12 protein-coding genes and 1 other RNA gene are annotated in these 15,816 nt (G+C 68.6%); 7 read left to right on the top strand and 6 right to left on the bottom strand.

Annotated features, from left to right (window positions below):
* Positions 1-15: 15 nt before the first annotated feature.
* The gene (locus ACT535_RS08855) at positions 16-2,562 is read right to left on the bottom strand and encodes an ABC transporter permease (protein WP_476364097.1); all 2,547 of its coding nucleotides are present in this window, start codon (positions 2,560-2,562) and stop codon (positions 16-18) included.
* Positions 2,559-3,278, bottom strand: coding sequence for an ABC transporter ATP-binding protein (locus ACT535_RS08850; protein ID WP_476364096.1), 720 nt, complete (start codon positions 3,276-3,278; stop codon positions 2,559-2,561). Before ACT535_RS08850 ends, ACT535_RS08855 begins: the two co-directional genes overlap by 4 nt.
* Here ACT535_RS08850 and ACT535_RS08845 point away from each other — a divergent pair.
* Together ACT535_RS08845 and ACT535_RS08840 are read left to right on the top strand one after the other, a co-directional pair.
* On the top strand, positions 3,277-4,002 hold the full coding sequence (locus tag ACT535_RS08845) for an arylesterase (RefSeq protein ID WP_476364095.1): 726 nt from the start codon (positions 3,277-3,279) through the stop codon (positions 4,000-4,002). The two genes, ACT535_RS08850 and ACT535_RS08845, sit on opposite strands and share 2 nt — an antisense overlap.
* 163 nt (positions 4,003-4,165) lie before the next feature.
* Positions 4,166-4,468: a hypothetical protein gene (locus ACT535_RS08840; RefSeq protein WP_168458631.1), complete on the top strand. Its 303-nt coding sequence runs from the start codon at positions 4,166-4,168 to the stop codon at positions 4,466-4,468.
* Positions 4,469-4,663: 195 nt separating this feature from the next.
* On the opposite strand, the gene ACT535_RS08835 is transcribed toward ACT535_RS08840, so the two are convergent.
* A complete protein-coding gene (locus ACT535_RS08835; protein WP_476364094.1) occupies positions 4,664-6,688 on the bottom strand; it encodes a c-type cytochrome in 2,025 nt (674 codons plus the stop codon).
* A 140-nt stretch (positions 6,689-6,828) separates the two neighbouring features.
* Between ACT535_RS08835 and ligA the strand changes: the two genes are divergently transcribed.
* The 3 genes from ligA to ACT535_RS08820 all read left to right on the top strand — a co-directional run bounded on the left by ligA (position 6,829) and on the right by ACT535_RS08820 (position 10,203).
* Positions 6,829-8,967 (top strand): NAD-dependent DNA ligase LigA, encoded by a 2,139-nt coding sequence (ligA, locus tag ACT535_RS08830; RefSeq protein ID WP_476364093.1) that lies wholly within the window; start codon positions 6,829-6,831, stop codon positions 8,965-8,967.
* 61 nt (positions 8,968-9,028) lie between these two features.
* An RNA gene (gene rnpB, locus ACT535_RS08825) (RNase P RNA component class A) lies at positions 9,029-9,397 on the top strand.
* 53 nt (positions 9,398-9,450) lie between these two features.
* Complete coding sequence (locus ACT535_RS08820; protein WP_476364092.1) at positions 9,451-10,203, top strand: DUF429 domain-containing protein; 753 nt, start codon at positions 9,451-9,453, stop codon at positions 10,201-10,203.
* A gap of 15 nt (positions 10,204-10,218) precedes the next feature.
* Here ACT535_RS08820 and gyrB read toward each other — a convergent pair whose 3' ends face one another.
* The 3 genes from gyrB to ACT535_RS08805 all read right to left on the bottom strand — a co-directional run bounded on the left by gyrB (position 10,219) and on the right by ACT535_RS08805 (position 13,812).
* Complete coding sequence (gyrB, locus tag ACT535_RS08815) at positions 10,219-12,645, bottom strand: DNA topoisomerase (ATP-hydrolyzing) subunit B (RefSeq protein WP_476364091.1); 2,427 nt, start codon at positions 12,643-12,645, stop codon at positions 10,219-10,221.
* A gap of 120 nt (positions 12,646-12,765) precedes the next feature.
* The gene (gene queC / locus ACT535_RS08810) at positions 12,766-13,482 is read right to left on the bottom strand and encodes a 7-cyano-7-deazaguanine synthase QueC (protein ID WP_168458635.1); all 717 of its coding nucleotides are present in this window, start codon (positions 13,480-13,482) and stop codon (positions 12,766-12,768) included.
* A 30-nt stretch (positions 13,483-13,512) separates the two neighbouring features.
* Positions 13,513-13,812 carry a BolA family protein gene (locus ACT535_RS08805; RefSeq protein WP_476326130.1) on the bottom strand — a complete coding sequence of 100 codons (300 nt, stop codon included), beginning with the start codon at positions 13,810-13,812 and terminating at the stop codon, positions 13,513-13,515.
* A 253-nt stretch (positions 13,813-14,065) separates the two neighbouring features.
* On the opposite strand from ACT535_RS08805, the gene ACT535_RS08800 reads away from it, so the two are divergent.
* Both ACT535_RS08800 and cobS read left to right on the top strand, forming a co-directional pair.
* Positions 14,066-14,677, top strand: a complete 612-nt coding sequence (locus ACT535_RS08800; RefSeq protein WP_476364090.1) for a J domain-containing protein — start codon at positions 14,066-14,068, stop codon at positions 14,675-14,677.
* 103 nt (positions 14,678-14,780) lie between these two features.
* The gene (gene cobS / locus ACT535_RS08795) at positions 14,781-15,764 is read left to right on the top strand and encodes a cobaltochelatase subunit CobS (protein ID WP_476326134.1); all 984 of its coding nucleotides are present in this window, start codon (positions 14,781-14,783) and stop codon (positions 15,762-15,764) included.
* The last annotated feature ends 52 nt before the right edge of the window (positions 15,765-15,816 follow it).

Below are 15,816 nucleotides of genomic sequence, written 5' to 3'. Positions count from 1 at the left end.
TTCACAAATACTTGCCTAAAGGTGCCTCAAAACCTGCGCGGGCGGTGTCGAGAGGGCGCGCAGCGTGCCGAGAAGCCCGACCACTAGCGTGACCGCAAGCGCGGCCGCCATCGCGCCGAAGGCCGCCAAGGGCGCGAAGGTGAAGGGGATGTCCATCACCTGCGTCACCACGCCCCAGGCCGCGGCCGTGCCCGCCGCAGCGGCAACCACCGCAGCGGCAAGGCCGAGCCCGGCATATTCGAGGCCGTAGGCCAGGGTCAGCCGGCCGCGGGTGGCGCCCAGCGTCTTGAGGATCACCGCATCATAGATGCGCCGCTCACGCCCGGCGGCGAGCGCGCCCGCCAGCACCAAGACCGAAGTGATGAGGGTGACGAGGCTCGCCGCCCGGATGCCGAGGGAGAGGTTGTCCAGCATCTTCTGCGCCTCCTCCAGCGTCTCCTTCACCCGCACCGTGGTGATGGCGGGGAAGCGGGCGGCCATGGCTTTGAGCAGCGCGATCTCCCGTGCCGTGTCGCCGCCATCGGGAAAGGCGAGGGTGGCGAGCACCGTATAAGGCGCGCCGGCGAAGGTCGCGGGCGAGAACACCATGACGAAATTGATGCCGAGCCGCTCCCACTTCACCTGCCGCAAATTGGAGATGCGGGCGGTGACGCTGCGGCCCAGGACGCTCACCGTAACCGTGTCGCCGAGCTTCAGGCCGAGGCCGGCGGCGAGTTCGCTGTCGAAGGAGACGAGGGGCTCGGTCTCCTCCCCCGTCCACCATTTTCCGGCGACCACGGTTGAGCCGTCCGGCACGGTGGCGGAGGAGGAAATGCCGCGGTCGCTCTGCAGCACCCAGGCGGCGTCGGGGCGCGGCTTCACCTCCTCGGCGGGAATATCCTTCACCTGGGTGATCCGGCCCCGCAGCATGGGCACCGACTTCACCACCGCCCCCGGCGCCTGCTCGGCGAGGAAGGCCCGAAACTCGGGCTCTTCGCTGTTGGGCACATCCACGAAGAAGAAGCTCGGCGCATTCTCGCGCACCGGCCCGTTCAGTTCGCGGTTGAGGCTCGCGTCCACCAGCGAAACGCCCACCAGCAAGGACAGGCCCAGCCCCAGCGAGAGCACCACCGAGGGCGTCAGCGCGCCCGGCCGGTGGATGTTTCCGAGCGCGAGCCGGGCCGCCGCGTCGTGCGGCCGGGGCGCCCGCCGGGCGAGGGCCATCAGGCCGGACGCCACCAGCCGCAGCAGCACGAACACGCCCGCCGCCGCCGCGAGGAAGACGGCGGCCGCCCGCTTGTCGTCCGAAGTCAGGAGGGCGAGCGCCACCAGCGCCGCTCCGAGGCCGCCGATGAGCAGCAGATAGGGCAGCGCGATACGCCGCCGCGTCTCGCCGATAGCATCCCGGAACAGGGCGGAAACCCGGGCCTCCTGCGCCCGCGCCAGAGGGATCACCGAGAACACGGCGGCCACCAGCAGCCCGTAGAGCGCCGCCCGCCCCAGCGCCGGCCAGTCGATCTGCGGCTCCAGCGGGAACGGGACCAGCGCGCCGATGGCGGCGGTGGCGACGAAGGGCAGCGCCGCGCCCAGCATCAGGCCGATCACGATGCCGAAAGCGGCGATAAGGCCGATCTCCGCCCCATAGGTGAGGAACACGTCGCGGCGGGTCGCGCCCACCGCCTTCAGCGTGGCGATGACCTCCAGCTTGCCGGCAAGGTGGCTCGAAACTGCGTTGGCGACACCGACCCCGCCCACCAGCAGCGCGGTGAGCGCCACAAGGGTGAGGAACTGGCTGATGCGCCCCACATTACGCGCCAGCTGGGGCGTCGCGCCGTCTCGGGTGCGCACCTCGAAGCCGGCGCGGCCCATGGGCTCGCGCACCTCTTCCATCACCGCCTTGAGATTCTGCGGCGAGGGGTCGTCCAGCAGCAGGCGATAACTCCAGCGCACGAGGCTGCCGGGCTGGATGAGTCCCGTGGCGGGCAACGCCGCTTGCGAGACGAGGAGGCGGGCACCGAGGCCGACCCCGGAGGAGAGCTTGTCCGGCTCGCTGGTGAGCGCGGCGCGGACCTCAAAGGTGGCCTCGCCCACCCGGATGCGATCTCCGGTCTTCACACCGAGGCGGCCGAGCAGCACCGGATCGGCGACAGCACCGAACACGCCGGCCTTTTCCTTCAAGGCATCCGCGACGGGCATGGGGGGATCGAGCCCCACCGTTCCGACGAGGGGATAGGTGCCATCCACCGCCTTGAGTTCGGCGAGGGAGGCATCGCCCGCCTCGGTCCGGGCCATGGCCCGGAGCAGGGCGACGCGGCCGAGGGTGCCATGGCGGTCGAGGCTGGCGCGTTCGTCGGCCGTCATTTCCCGCTGGACGACGCTGAAGCCGGCATCGCCGCCGAGGATGGCGCGGCCCTCGCGCTCCAGCCCCTGGGTGAGGGCGCCTGCGAAGGAGCCGATGCCGGCGATCGCGGTGACGCCCAGCACGAGGCAGCCGAGGAAGATGCCGAAGCCGCGCCGCGCCCCGCGCAGTTCACGCAGGGCGAGACGCAGCGGCACGGGAAGGCGCGAAGAGGCGAGGCTCATCGGGCGGCGACCTCGAGACCGGACTTGCTGTCCTCCTCGATCACCCCGGAACGCAGGCGCACCACCCGGCTGCAGCGGCGGGCCAGCGCCGCATCATGGGTGACGAGCACCAGCGTCGTGCCCCGCGCGCGATGGACGGAGAAGATGAGGTCCATGACCTGCCGGCCGATGGCCTCGTCCAGATTGCCGGTGGGCTCGTCGGCGACGAGGATGGGCGGTTCCGGGGCGAGGGCGCGGGCCAAGGCCACGCGCTGCTGCTCGCCGCCGGAGAGCTGGCCCGGATAATGCTGCGCGCGCTCGGCGAGGCCCACATTGGCAAGTTCCTGCCGGGCCCGCTCGAAGGCATCGGCGCGGCCGGCGAGTTCCAGCGGCACCGCCACGTTCTCCAGCGCGGTCATGGTGGGGATGAGGTGGAAGGACTGGAAGACGATGCCCACATGCCGGCCACGGAAGCGCGCCAGCGGATCCTCGCCGAGGCGTGTGATATCCGTGCCGGCGACGCTCACCTGTCCCGAATCCACCCGCTCCAGGCCGGCCATCACCATGAGCAGCGTCGATTTGCCGGACCCCGACGGTCCGACGAGGCCCACGGCCTCGCCTGCCCCGATCTCGACAGAGATGTCCTTCAGGACATGAACCCGGGCCGCCCCCGAACCGAGGGAAAGGTCCACATGCTTCAGCGCGATGGTGCGAAGCGGAGAGGAAAGATCGTCCATGCCAGGATTTGCCGTGCGTCCGGTGCTGCGTCGGGTGGGGCAGGGAAGAAGGCGGTACCTGCCGGTTGCTCCATGGGAACCGGCATTTAAGGCGCTGGCGGGGCTGATCGCCGCTTTCCTCCTCTTCACGTTCGCGTCAGGGGCGCAGGCGGCGCCGCTGCGCATCGTCGCCCTCGGCGACAGCCTGACGGCCGGTTACGGCATTCCGCGCACCGCCGCCTTCCCGGCCCGGCTTGAAGCCGCGCTCCGGGCGAAGGGGCTGGACGTGAAAGTGGAGAATGCCGGCGTCTCCGGCGAGACGGCGAGCCAGGGCCTCGCGCGCCTCGACTGGTCGGTGCCGCAGGGCACGGACGCCGTGATCGTGGAACTGGGCGCCAACGACATGCTGCGCGGGCTCGACCCGGCCGTGACGCGCAAGGCGCTCACCGAGATCGTCCAGCGGTTGCGCAAGCGCGGCATCACGGTGCTGCTGGCGGGCATGAAGGCCGCGCCCAACATGGGCCGGCCCTACCGGGAGGCGTTCGATCAGATTTTCCCGGACATCGCCGCCGCCGAGGGTGTGCTGCTCTATCCCTTCTTCCTGGAAGGCATCGCCGGCGATCGCACGCTGAACCTGCCGGACGGGCTCCATCCCACGCCGGAAGGCGTGGACCGCATCGTCGCCGGCATCCTGCCCACGGCGGAGCAACTGGTGGCGCGTGCCCGCGAGACGGCGGCGCGATAACGGGCAGCGCTAATCTGATTATTTCTTAAGCAATCTGACCTCGGCCGATCAGCCCTTGACCAATCCATAGTCACGATTCTAGATTTCGCCGCTTTTTGGGGTTTGCCCCGCTAGTACCGTTGCGTCCCAGCGTATTTTTCAATGACAACAGTGAGAATGAACAATGGTTCGGGAATTTGAGTATCAGGGAGAGACATTCCGCGTCACCGCCCACGGCATTCACGGCCACGAAGAAATCTTCATCGTCCACATTGAGGATGATGGCGTGGAAGGCGGCGAAATCTCCATCGATCGCATGACCGAAGAGAATGACACCAGCGCCCCGCTCGAGGACATTCTGGTAATGCTTTGCGACAAGCTCATCCCGCAGAGCGAGATCAAGGTGCAGGATCCCAGCGCCCCGTTCGCCTGGCGTCAGGGCAATGTGGTGTTCGAGGTCCACGACGGCCTCCAGAGCCACGACTGAGGCCGGGCGCCGTGCGGCGGCGACCTGATTCTTTCCGCGCAAAAACGAACGGCCGCCCCGGTTTCCGGAGCGGCCGTTTCACATGAAACAGGGTTAACGGACCCTGAAAGCCCTGCCTCCCGCTCTGACCGTCCGCTATTCGGACGGCTCCGGCCGGCGGAGGTGTGAAGGCCCCGGACGTGCCGGGGCCTTACCTCACTTCTTGGTCGCCGGAGCAGCAGGAACCGCAGGAGCGGCAGCGGGGGCCGACGCAGCCGGGGCCGCATCCACCACCGTCTTGCGCGGCGGCAGAAGCTGCAGCGTCTGCACGGCCTGGCCAGCGAACTGGTTGAGGAGCGCGTTCTGCTCCGCCACCGAGCTCTTCACCTGCGCCACGATCCGGCAATAGGAGGCGATGAGGGCGTTGGCGACGTCGGACGGCCGCGCCTTCGGGTTCTGCTGGTAGAGCGTGGTCGCCGCCGAGGCGATGGCCGCGCCCTGCATGGGCGGCTTCACGCCGGTGAGCAGCTTGGCCGCTCCCGCCGAGAGGTCGGCCGGCACGGCCTTGCCGTCATCGGCCGGGCAGGCGAGCTTGTCGGCGAGGCTCGCCGGCTCCTTCAGCACGAGGCCGGGACCAACCGGCAGCGCCCAGGCGATGGACTGGCTGTCCACGGGGCCGGTGACGGTGCGGCGCGACACTTCCATGGCCGTCTGGAGGGTGAAGCGGCGCAGCTCGGCCGTCTTCTGCCAGTCGGGCGCGTTGCTCTTGGCCACCACCGGGCAGTAGGCGGCGGTGAGGGCGTCCACGATCGCGCCCGAGCCGGACGAGCCGGAGGCGGCCTTGTAGGTGTCAACCATCATGGAAATGGAACGCTGGCCGCCGGCCATCATTGCGGAGAGCGCCGCGACCGCCTTCGCATCCGGGCCATCCGAGCCGGGGGCGCCGCCCACGTCCGGGCAGGTGAAGGCCGACGCTGCCTGGGTGCCGTAGTCCGGCGCGTTGGCGGCGGCGCGCCATGCGGCGACCATCGAGGCGTTCACGTTCGGCGCGGCCGCATTGCCCCACGAGGTGCGCACATAATTGGCGAGATCCGCCACCTGCTGGTCATTCAGCCGCCCGGCGAAGGACGGCATCGCACCGTAGGTGCCGCCGGCCGGCAGGCCGCCGAGCACGGCCATGAGGATGTTGTAAGGCTCGGCCGCGATCACGGCCGGGTTGCCGCTGAGGGCCGGCACGCTGTCGCCGCGGCCCACGCCCTTGTCCATGTGGCAGACGGCGCAATTGTCGATGTAGAGCTTGGACGCCCGCGCATAGACATCGGGCGACAGCGGCGAGGCCTTCTGGACCGACGGCTTGTCCGCCGGAGCCGGTGCATCGAACAGATAGGTGACGAGCGCGGCCCGGTCCTGCGCCGTGAGCTTGCTCACGGAATCATGGATCACCTCGGCCATGGGGCCGAACACCGAGGTCTTGCCCGGCGCGGAGCCGGTGGCGAAGAAGGTGGCGAGGGTCTCCGGCGTCCAGGTCTTCTTGAGGGACGCGGTATCGATGTCCGGCGCCCAGAAGCCGTCGATGTTGGCGCCGAGGAAGGCGGCCTTGGCCTTGGTCGCGCCCATCAGGTTGCGCGGGGTATGGCAGTCACCGCAATGGCCGAGGGCATTGACGAGATAGGCGCCGCGGTTCCATTCGTCGCTCTTGCCGGCCGTCGGATGGAAGCGGCCCTGATCGAAGAACAATTCGCGCCACGCCAGCATCCCGAGCCGGATGTTGAACGGGAATTCCAGCTGGTTGTCCGGCGGCGTATTGGGGATCGGGGGAATGGCGCGCGCATAGGCCCACAGGGCCTTCATGTCGTCGTCGGTGATCTGCGTGTACGCATCGAACGGCATGGCCGGGTAGAGATAGGCGCCGTCCTTACGGATGCCGTTGCGCACCGCGTTCACGAACTGGTCGTAGGTCCACAGGCCGATGCCGGTGGTGCGGTCGGAGGTGATGTTGGGCGAGTAGATGGCGCCGAAAGGCGTGTTCAGCGCAAGGCCGCCGGCGAAGGGCTTGGACTTGTCGCCCGTGTGGCAGGGCATGCAGTCGGCCGCCTTGGCGACATACTCGCCCCGCGCCACCAGCGCGGGATCCGCAGACGGGTCCGGGGCGAACTGGGCCAGGGCGGGCGTTGCCGCGCCGAGGAACGTGGCCGCAGCCAGCGCCGCGAGCCGGCGCGAATATCGGGACACCCTGACCATATTTTCCCCCCAGGACGATTCGGCGGTCGGGCGTACCTTAGACATTTTTCAGGAACGCGACATTGATCCGGAACGACACGGAGGGGATATAGCTCAGGCCCCCGCCGGCGCCGGCGGACGCCTTCCGGGAACCGCCGACGATGACCAAGCCCGCCCTGCCCCTGCGCTCCCTCAAGGTGGAGGATCTCTCCCCCTCAGACGCCGCCGCCGAGCACGCGGCCCTCGCCGAGGAGATCCGGGGCCATGACGCAGCTTATTACCGGGAGGACGCGCCGGTCGTCTCCGATGCGGAATATGACGCCCTGCGCCGCCGCTACGAGACCATCGAAGCACGTTTCCCCGGCCTCGTCGGCGAGGACAGCCTTTCGGCAAAGGTGGGCGCCGCGCCGTCCGAAAAGTTCGGCAAGGTGGTGCATGGCGTGCCCATGCTGTCCCTGCAAAACGCCTTCTCCGACACGGAGGTGGAGGAGTTCGTGGCGCGGGTGAAGCGCTTCCTCGGGCTCGGCGCGGACGAAGAAGTGGCGTTCACCTCCGAACCCAAGATCGACGGGCTGTCCTGCTCGCTGCGCTACGTGGACGGCCGGCTGGACGTGGCCGCCACCCGCGGCGACGGTGCCGAGGGCGAGGATGTCACCGCCAACGTGCGGACTATCGACGACATCCCCAACCGGCTCCATGGCGCCGGCGTGCCTGACGTCATCGACGTGCGCGGCGAGATCTACATGGCGAAGGCCGACTTCGAGGCGCTGAATGCCCGGCAGGCGGCGGCGGAGGAGAAGGTGTTCGCCAATCCGCGCAACGCCGCCGCCGGCTCCCTGCGCCAGCTCGACCCCGCCATCACCGCCTCCCGGCCGCTGAAATTCTTCGCCTATGCCTGGGGCGAGGCGACGCCGCTGCCGGCCGCGACCCAGCACGGCATGGTGGAGGCCTTCGCCCGCTGGGGCTTCTCCACCAATCCGCTCATGGTGCGTGTAACCAGCGCGGCGGAGCTGATCGCCCACTACCGCTCCATCGAGGCGCAGCGGGCGAGCCTGCCCTATGACATCGACGGCGTGGTCTACAAGGTGGACCGGCTCGATCTGCAGCGGCGCCTCGGCTTCGTCTCCCGCTCGCCGCGCTGGGCCATCGCCCACAAATTCCCGGCCGAGCAGGCGACCACCGTGCTGGAGGCCATCGACATCCAGGTGGGCCGCACCGGCGCCCTCACCCCGGTCGCCAAGCTGATGCCTGTGACGGTGGGCGGCGTGGTGGTCGCCAATGCCACCCTTCACAACGAGGACGAGATCGCCCGCAAGGACATCCGCGTCGGCGACACGGTGGTGGTCCAGCGCGCCGGCGACGTGATTCCGCAGGTGGTGCGGGTGATCGAGGAGAAGCGGCCGGCGGGGTCGAAGCCGTATGAGTTCCCCACCCTGTGCCCCGCCTGCGGCTCCCATGCGGTGCGGGAGGTGGACACGAAGACGGGCAAGATGGACGTGGTGCGCCGCTGCACCGGCGGGCTCATCTGCCCGGCGCAGATGGTGGAGCGGCTGCGCCACTTCGTATCGCGCAACGCCTTCGATATCGAGGGGCTGGGCGAGAAGCAGGTGCGCGCCTTCTACGACTGGGGGCTCATCGCCTCTCCCGCCGACATCTTCACCCTTGAGGCACGGAACAAGGAAGGCCTCCAGCGGCTGGAGAACCGGGAGGGCTGGGGCAAGACCTCGGCGGCCAACCTGTTCGCGGCCATCCAGTCCCGCCGCAACGTGGCGGTGGACCGCTTCGTCTTCGCCCTCGGCATCCGCCACGTGGGCGAGACCAACGCCAAGCGCCTGATGCGCCATTTCGGCACCGTGGAAGCGCTGGAGGCCGGTGCGCTGGCCGCGGTCATCCCGGGCGAGGAACACCCCAAGGGCAATGAGGCCTGGCAGGAGATGCTGGCCATCGACGGCGTGGGCGACGTGGTGGCGGAAGCCGTCATCGAATTCTTCCACGAGCCGCGCAATCGCGAGGTGGTCGCGGCCCTGCTGGCGGAGGTGACGCCCGCCCCCATGGAACGCATCGCCGCCGAAAGCCCGGTGGCGGGCAAGACGGTCGTCTTCACCGGGTCGCTGGAAAAGATGACCCGCGACGAGGCGAAAGCCATGGCCGAGCGGCTGGGCGCCAAGGTCGCGGGCTCCGTTTCCGCCAAGACCGATCTCGTGGTCGCCGGCCCCGGCGCGGGCTCGAAACTGGAGAAGGCGCAGGCGCTGGGGGTGAGGGTCATCACCGAGGACGAGTGGTTCGAGCTGGTGGGGTGAGGAGCCCTTCGCCGGCTCACGCCCCTTGACGCCCCCGCCCGAAACCCCCATTCCTCCCGCACCAGCCGGCCGGGCGGCCGCGGCATTTCGGTGTCGAGGAAAGTCCGGGCTCCACGCAGACACGGTGCCGGATAACGTCCGGCGGGGGCGACCCCAGGGAAAGTGCCACAGAAATCAGACCGCTCGCGCGTGCGCGAGTAAGGGTGAAACGGTGGGGTAAGAGCCCACCGCGCGACCGGCAACGGGAGCGGCACGGCAAACCCCACCGGGAGCAAAGTCGAATAGGGACGGCACGGGCAACCACCCCTGTCTACGGGGCGCCGTCCGGGTTGACTGCTAGAGGCGCCGGGCAACCGGCGTCCCAGAGGAATGGTCGCCACGCGGGTGCAAGCCCGCCGTACAGAACCCGGCTTACAGGCCGGCTGGTGTTTCCGCTGCGACACGATCGATCGGCGCATCCTCGGAAACGTTTCGGGGGATGGCATGAACAAGGTCGTGCTGGGAATCGACGCGGCGTGGACCGAACGCAACCCGAGCGGCCTCGCTGTGGCGGTTCGCAACGCCGACGGATGGACGTTGTCGGGCGTTTTCGGATCCTATGCTGCATTCACGGGGCAGACGGCGCAGGCTCAGGGCGCGCTCCTCATCTCGGCTGCAACCGCGATCGCCGGGGGCCCGCCGGATCTCGTCGCGGTGGACATGCCCCTATCGCTGAGGCCGATCGAAGGAAGGCGCGAGGCAGACAACGCCGTGTCACGCACGTTCGGGGGGCGGAAGTGCGGCACGCATTCTCCCGGCAAGGACCGCCCCGGCGCTATCGGCCGGCAGCTCCAGGAGGATCTGGCAGCCGCCGGCTATCCCCTCGCGACGGCCGTGGTCGTGCCGCCGTGCACCATCGAGGTCTATCCCCACCCTGCGCTCCTGGCCCTGACCGGTGCGCAGGAGCGTTTGCCCTATAAGGCGCAGAAAATAAGAAACTACTGGCCTGGAGCCTTGCCCACTGAGCGCCGCGCTCAGCTCATGGACGTCTGGTCCACCCTCGTCTTATCGCTGGAGGAGCGTATCGGTGGTGTCGCCAAAGCTCTTCCGCTTCCCGGCCCCGCCAGCCGCGGCACCGAACTCAAGTCTTTTGAAGACAAACTCGATGCAGTCGTGTGCGCATGGGTGGGGATCGAAACCCTGGAGGGGCGGGCCACCGCTTATGGCGACAAAGATGCCGCCATCTGGATTCCGTAGCGCCGCCCCGTCCCCTCACACGTCCACGCTGGCGCGCAGCGCGTTCTCCTGGATGAACTCGCGGCGCGGCTCCACCGTGTCGCCCATCAGGCGGTTGAAGAGGTCGTCGGCGGCGTCGACCTCCTTCACGCGCACCTGGAGGAGCGAGCGGGCGTTGATGTCCAGCGTCGTCTCCCACAGCTGCTCGGGGTTCATCTCGCCGAGGCCTTTGTAGCGCTGGAGCGAGAGGCCCTTGCGGCCGGAATCGGTGACGGCGTCGAACAGGTCCACGGCGCCGAACAGCACCTGCTCGTCGCTGCGGCGCTTGAGGGTCGCGGCGGCGGCGAACACGCCGTCGAGGTCGCGGGCGAGGGTGTCGAGCCGGCGCGCCTCGGGGGAGGCGATGAAGGCGTGGTCGAGCCGCGCCACCTCGGCGACGCCGCGCACGGTGCGGGAGAAGGCGTAGCCGGTCTCGTCGCAGAGGCCGGTCCAGCCGCGCTCGGTCTCGTCCGCCAGGGCATCGAGGCGACGGGCCACTTCCGCGGCCGCGGCGGTGCCGGTGGCCTCGTCCTCCAGCGCGGCGGGGGCGAAGGCGCCGGCCAGCGCCGCCTGCTCGGCCACCGCGCGGTTGTAGCGGGGATGGAGCGCGGCAAGCGCGCTGCGCAGCTGGCGCGCCACGTCCACCACATGGGCGAGATCGGCGCCGGTGCGCACCTCGCCCGAGGCGAGGTGGAGGGAAGCTTCCTCAAGGCCGGTGGTGATTAGGTAGTCCTCCAGCGCCTTCTCGTCCTTGAGGTAGGTCTCGGACTTGCCGCGCGCCACCTTGTAGAGCGGCGGCTGGGCGATGAAGAGGTGGCCCGCGTCCACGATCTCCGGCATCTGCCGGAAGAAGAAGGTCAGCAGCAGGGTGCGGATGTGGGCGCCGTCCACGTCGGCGTCCGTCATGATGATGATCTTGTGGTAGCGCAGCTTGGCGATGTCGAAATCGTCGCGGCCGATGCCCGTGCCGAGCGCGGTGATGAGCGTGCCGATCTGCTCGGACGACAGCATCTTATCGAAGCGCGCGCGCTCCACGTTCAGGATCTTGCCACGCAGCGGCAGCACGGCCTGGAAGGCGCGGTCGCGGCCCTGCTTGGCGGAGCCGCCGGCCGAGTCACCCTCGACGATGAAGATCTCGGACTTGGCCGGGTCCTTCTCCTGGCAGTCGGCAAGCTTGCCGGGCAGAGAGGCGACATCCAGCGGGCTCTTGCGGCGGGTGAGGTCGCGCGCCTTGCGGGCGGCCTCGCGGGCGGCGGCGGCCTCGACCACCTTGCCGATCACGCTCTTCGCCTCGACCGGGTTCTCCTCGAACCAGTTGGCGAGCGCCTCGCCGACCAGGTTCTCCACCACCGGGCGAACCTCTGAGGAGACGAGCTTGTCCTTGGTCTGGGACGAGAATTTCGGGTCGGGCACCTTCACCGAGAGCACCGCGGTCAGACCCTCGCGGCAGTCCTCGCCGGTGGGGTCCACCTTCTCCTTCTTGGAGATGCCCGAGGTGTTGGCATAGCCCAGCACCTGCCGGGTCAGCGCGGCGGCGAAGCCCGTAAAATGGGTGCCGCGGTCACGCTGGGGGATGTTGTTGGTGAAGCAGAGCACGTTCTCGTGGTAGCCGTCGTTCCACGAGAGCGCGGCCTCCACCGTGATGCCGTCCTTCTCGGCGCGGATCACCACGGGCTTGGCGATGAGCGCGGTCTTGTTGCGGTCGAGATACTTCACGAAGGCCTCGACGCCGCCCTCGTAGTGCAGCTCCTCGCGCTTCGGCTCGGCGCCGCGCGCGTCGGTGAGCACGATGAGCACGCCGGAATTGAGGAAGGCCAGCTCGCGCAGGCGATGCTCCAGCGTGGCGTAGTCGAACTCGATGCGGGTGAAGGTCTCGGGGCTCGGCAGGAAGGTCACCTTGGTGCCGCGCTTGCCCGCTGGCGCTGGGCCCACCACCTTGAGCGGCGCCTCCGCGTCGCCGTGGCGGAAGCGCATGTAGTGCTCCTTGCCGTCACGCCAGATGGTGAGGTCGAGCGTGGTCGAGAGCGCGTTCACCACCGAGACGCCCACACCGTGCAGGCCGCCGGAGACCTTGTAGGAATTCTGGTTGAACTTTCCGCCCGCGTGCAGCTGGGTCATGATGACCTCGGCGGCGGAAACCCCTTCCTCCGGGTGCAGGTCCGTGGGGATGCCGCGGCCGTCGTCGGTCACGGTCACCGAGCCGTCGGCCTCCAGCGTGACGGTGACTTCCTTCGCCCAGCCAGCCAGCGCCTCGTCGATGGCGTTGTCCACCACCTCGTAGACCATGTGGTGCAGGCCCGAGCCGTCGTCCGTGTCACCGATGTACATGCCGGGACGCTTGCGGACCGCATCGAGGCCCTTGAGCACCTGGATGGACTGGGCGCCGTAGTCGTCGGGCGACGCGGCGGGCACGGGTTCGGCCATGGAAACTTCCGATTCGGTTCTGGTACGTGTTGCAAATCTAGCGCAAAGCGGCGGCTATTTGGTGGCGGTCGCGCTTGTTTTCCTGCGTTTTCCAAGGCTCGACGGCCATTTAGAGGCCATTCAGCCGGCGCTGTAGCGTGTAAATCCGTCCGCCCGCAACCTGCAGGCGGGGCACTCGCCGCAGCCATAACCCCAGGCGTGGCGGTGGCCCCGATCACCGAGATAGCAGGTATGGGTCTCCTCGACGATGAGATCCACCAGCGGCCGGCCGCCCAGATGCTCCGCCAGGCGCCAGGTCTCGGCCTTGTCGATCCACATGAGCGGCGTGTGGAGAACGAAGCGCTTCTCCATGCCGAGGTTCAGCGCCACCTGCATGGCCTTGATGGTGTCGTCCCGGCAGTCGGGATAGCCGGAAAAGTCCGTCTCGCACATGCCGCCGACGATGTGCCGGAGCCCCCGGCGGTAGGCAAGGGCGGCGGCGAAGGTGAGGAATACGAGGTTGCGGCCGGGCACGAACGTATTCGGCAGGCCGTTCGTTTCCATGTGGAGGGCGACGTCGCGGGTTAGCGCCGTGTCGGAGATCTGGCCGAGCACCGGCAGGTCCAGCACATGGTCGTCGCCGAGCCGCGCGGCCCAGAGCGGATTGAGGGCACGGAAGGCAGCGCGCAGCACGGGGCGGCGCTCCAGCTCCACCGCGTGGCGCTGGCCATAGTCGAAGCCGAGGGTCTCCACCCGCCCGAAGCGCTCCAGCGCATAGGCAAGGCAGGTGGCGGAATCCTGCCCGCCGGAGAAGAGGACGAGGGCGCCCTCTTCCCGATGCAACGCGGCCTCAGCCATGCGCGGGCGACCTCTTGACCGAATTCAAACTCATTCGCCCGGCGCCTTGGCCTCGATGGCGAGCGCGTGCAGGCCGCGCGCGATCTCGCCCTGAAGCAGGCCGTTGACGATGCGGTGACGCTCCACCCGGCTCTTGCCGGTGAAGCTCGGGGAAACCACCCGCACCCGAAGGTGGGTGATGCCGCCGTCGCCGCGGTTGGCGCCCTTGTGATCGTGCATCACGCCGGCATGGCCGGCGTGCTTGTGGCTTTCGTCCTCAAGCTCGAGGGCGAGGGGGGTAAGGCCGGCCTCGAGGGTCTGGCGGATGGAGGCAAGAGACGTTTCGGACATGATGAAAGGGCTTCTGTGCAATGGAAGGGACCAAACGGGGCGGCCGGTTATGGCGCTCCCGCGTGGGCGGCATTATATGGGGCTTGTCGCGGCCTGCCACCCTCGGCCACGATGAGACCGGCTCAGCCGCGTCCGTGCCTGACCTGACTGCCCCGAGAGCATCCCCTGCTACCCCTGTGGAACTGCGCTTTCTCCGCGCGCTGCACCGCAATTCCTTGCCGCGTCGCGGAACGGCGCACATAATCGACCAGCCATGAAACTCGACTCCCCCCTCTTCGACCGCATCCGGGTCAAGCCCGCCGACGACCGGCCCCGCAGCCGGATGTCGCTGACAGGCTGCCAATGGCCGGGCTGCGCGGCGGAGGGCACGCACAAGGCGCCCAAGGGGCGGCACCAGGAAGGCCAGTACTGGTCCTACTGCCTGGACCACGTGCGCGAGTACAACCAATCCTACAACTATTTCTCGGGCATGACCGACGATGCGGTATATGCCTACCAGAAGGATGCGCTGACCGGCCATCGGCCCACATGGAAGATGGGCATGAAGGGGGCCGGCGGCCGCCGCGCCAGCGCGGACGCGACCGACGGCATGGGCGACCCCTTCGGCTTCACCGCCGAGATGGGCGGCGCCTTCCGCGCCGACCGGCCGGAGCCCGACGGGAAGATCGTGCGCACCGCCGAGCGGCGGGCGCTGGAGGTGATGGGCCTCGACATGTCGGCCAGCGCGGTCGAGATCAAGGCCCGCTACAAGGAACTGGTGAAGCTGCACCACCCCGACGCGAACGGCGGCGACCGGTCGTCGGAGGATCGCCTGCGCAGCGTCATTCAGGCCTATAACAGCCTCAAGCAGGCAGGTTTCTGCTGAGCGGTCCTCAGGATCGCCGGCGACGCGGAGGCGGCCCCCTGGACCGCGCCGCGATGGACACGAACACGAAAAGGGGCGCGCGGGGCGCGCCGACGGAGGAGTTATGAGCGGTTTGGAGACCACTGCCCCGATGCCGGACATGAAGGTGTCGGTTCGCCAGACGTTCGGCATCGATATCGACATGGAGGTCCCGGCCTACTCCGAAGCCGACCCGCATGTGCCCGAGCTGGACCCGGACTATCTGTTCGATCGGCCGACCACCCTCGCCATCCTCGCCGGCTTCGCCCGCAACCGCCGCGTGATGGTCACCGGCTTCCATGGCACCGGAAAGTCCACGCACATCGAGCAGGTGGCGGCGCGGCTGAACTGGCCGTGCGTGCGCATCAACCTCGACAGCCACATCTCGCGCATCGACCTCATCGGCAAGGACGCGATCGTGGTGAAGGATGGCCTCCAGGTCACCGAATTCCGCGACGGCATCCTGCCCTGGGCCTACCAGAACAACGTCGCCCTCGTGTTCGACGAATATGACGCCGGCCGCCCGGACGTGATGTTCGTGATCCAGCGCGTGCTGGAGTCCTCCGGCCGGCTGACCCTGCTCGACCAGAGCCGCGTGATCCGCCCGCACGGCGCGTTCCGGCTGTTCGCCACCGCCAACACCATCGGCCTCGGCGACACCACCGGCCTCTATCACGGCACCCAGCAGATCAACCAGGCGCAGATGGACCGCTGGTCCATCGTGACCACGCTGAACTATCTCGCCCACGACAAGGAAGTGGACATCGTCCTCGCCAAGGCGAAGCACTTCCAGAACGTGGAGGGCCGCGACACGGTGAACCGCATGGTCCGCCTCGCCGACCTCACCCGGCAGGCGTTCATGAATGGCGATCTCTCCACCGTCATGAGCCCGCGCACGGTCATCACCTGGGCCGAGAACGCGGACATCTTCCGCGACATCGCCTTCGCTCTGCGCGTGACCTTCCTCAACAAGTGCGACGAGCTGGAGCGCCCGCTGGTGGCGGAGTTCTATCAGCGCTGCTTCGGCCAGGAGCTGGCCGAGAGCACGGTGAACGTCGCTCTCTCCTGAACCGGTGCGGCTCAGCCGCGCCTTGCATTGAACAGGCTGCGCCCCGGCGCGG

The sequence above is a fragment of the Xanthobacter sp. DMC12 genome (genome assembly GCF_056314105.1).
This window is presented reverse-complemented; position numbering and strand designations above follow the sequence as displayed.

Excerpts from the sequence above, each read along its gene's own strand:
- ACT535_RS08855 (WP_476364097.1), bottom strand. The coding sequence starts at position 2,562 with ATGAGCCTCGCCTCTTCGCGCCTTCCCGTGCCGCTGCGTCTCGCCCTG.
- ACT535_RS08845 (WP_476364095.1), top strand. The coding sequence starts at position 3,277 with ATGCCAGGATTTGCCGTGCGTCCGGTGCTGCGTCGGGTGGGGCAGGGA.
- ACT535_RS08850 (WP_476364096.1), bottom strand. The coding sequence starts at position 3,278 with ATGGACGATCTTTCCTCTCCGCTTCGCACCATCGCGCTGAAGCATGTG.
- ACT535_RS08840 (WP_168458631.1), top strand. The coding sequence starts at position 4,166 with ATGGTTCGGGAATTTGAGTATCAGGGAGAGACATTCCGCGTCACCGCC.
- ACT535_RS08835 (WP_476364094.1), bottom strand. The coding sequence starts at position 6,688 with ATGGTCAGGGTGTCCCGATATTCGCGCCGGCTCGCGGCGCTGGCTGCG.
- ligA (WP_476364093.1), top strand. The coding sequence starts at position 6,829 with ATGACCAAGCCCGCCCTGCCCCTGCGCTCCCTCAAGGTGGAGGATCTC.
- ACT535_RS08820 (WP_476364092.1), top strand. The coding sequence starts at position 9,451 with ATGAACAAGGTCGTGCTGGGAATCGACGCGGCGTGGACCGAACGCAAC.
- gyrB (WP_476364091.1), bottom strand. The coding sequence starts at position 12,645 with ATGGCCGAACCCGTGCCCGCCGCGTCGCCCGACGACTACGGCGCCCAG.
- queC (WP_168458635.1), bottom strand. The coding sequence starts at position 13,482 with ATGGCTGAGGCCGCGTTGCATCGGGAAGAGGGCGCCCTCGTCCTCTTC.
- ACT535_RS08805 (WP_476326130.1), bottom strand. The coding sequence starts at position 13,812 with ATGTCCGAAACGTCTCTTGCCTCCATCCGCCAGACCCTCGAGGCCGGC.
- ACT535_RS08800 (WP_476364090.1), top strand. The coding sequence starts at position 14,066 with ATGAAACTCGACTCCCCCCTCTTCGACCGCATCCGGGTCAAGCCCGCC.
- cobS (WP_476326134.1), top strand. The coding sequence starts at position 14,781 with ATGAGCGGTTTGGAGACCACTGCCCCGATGCCGGACATGAAGGTGTCG.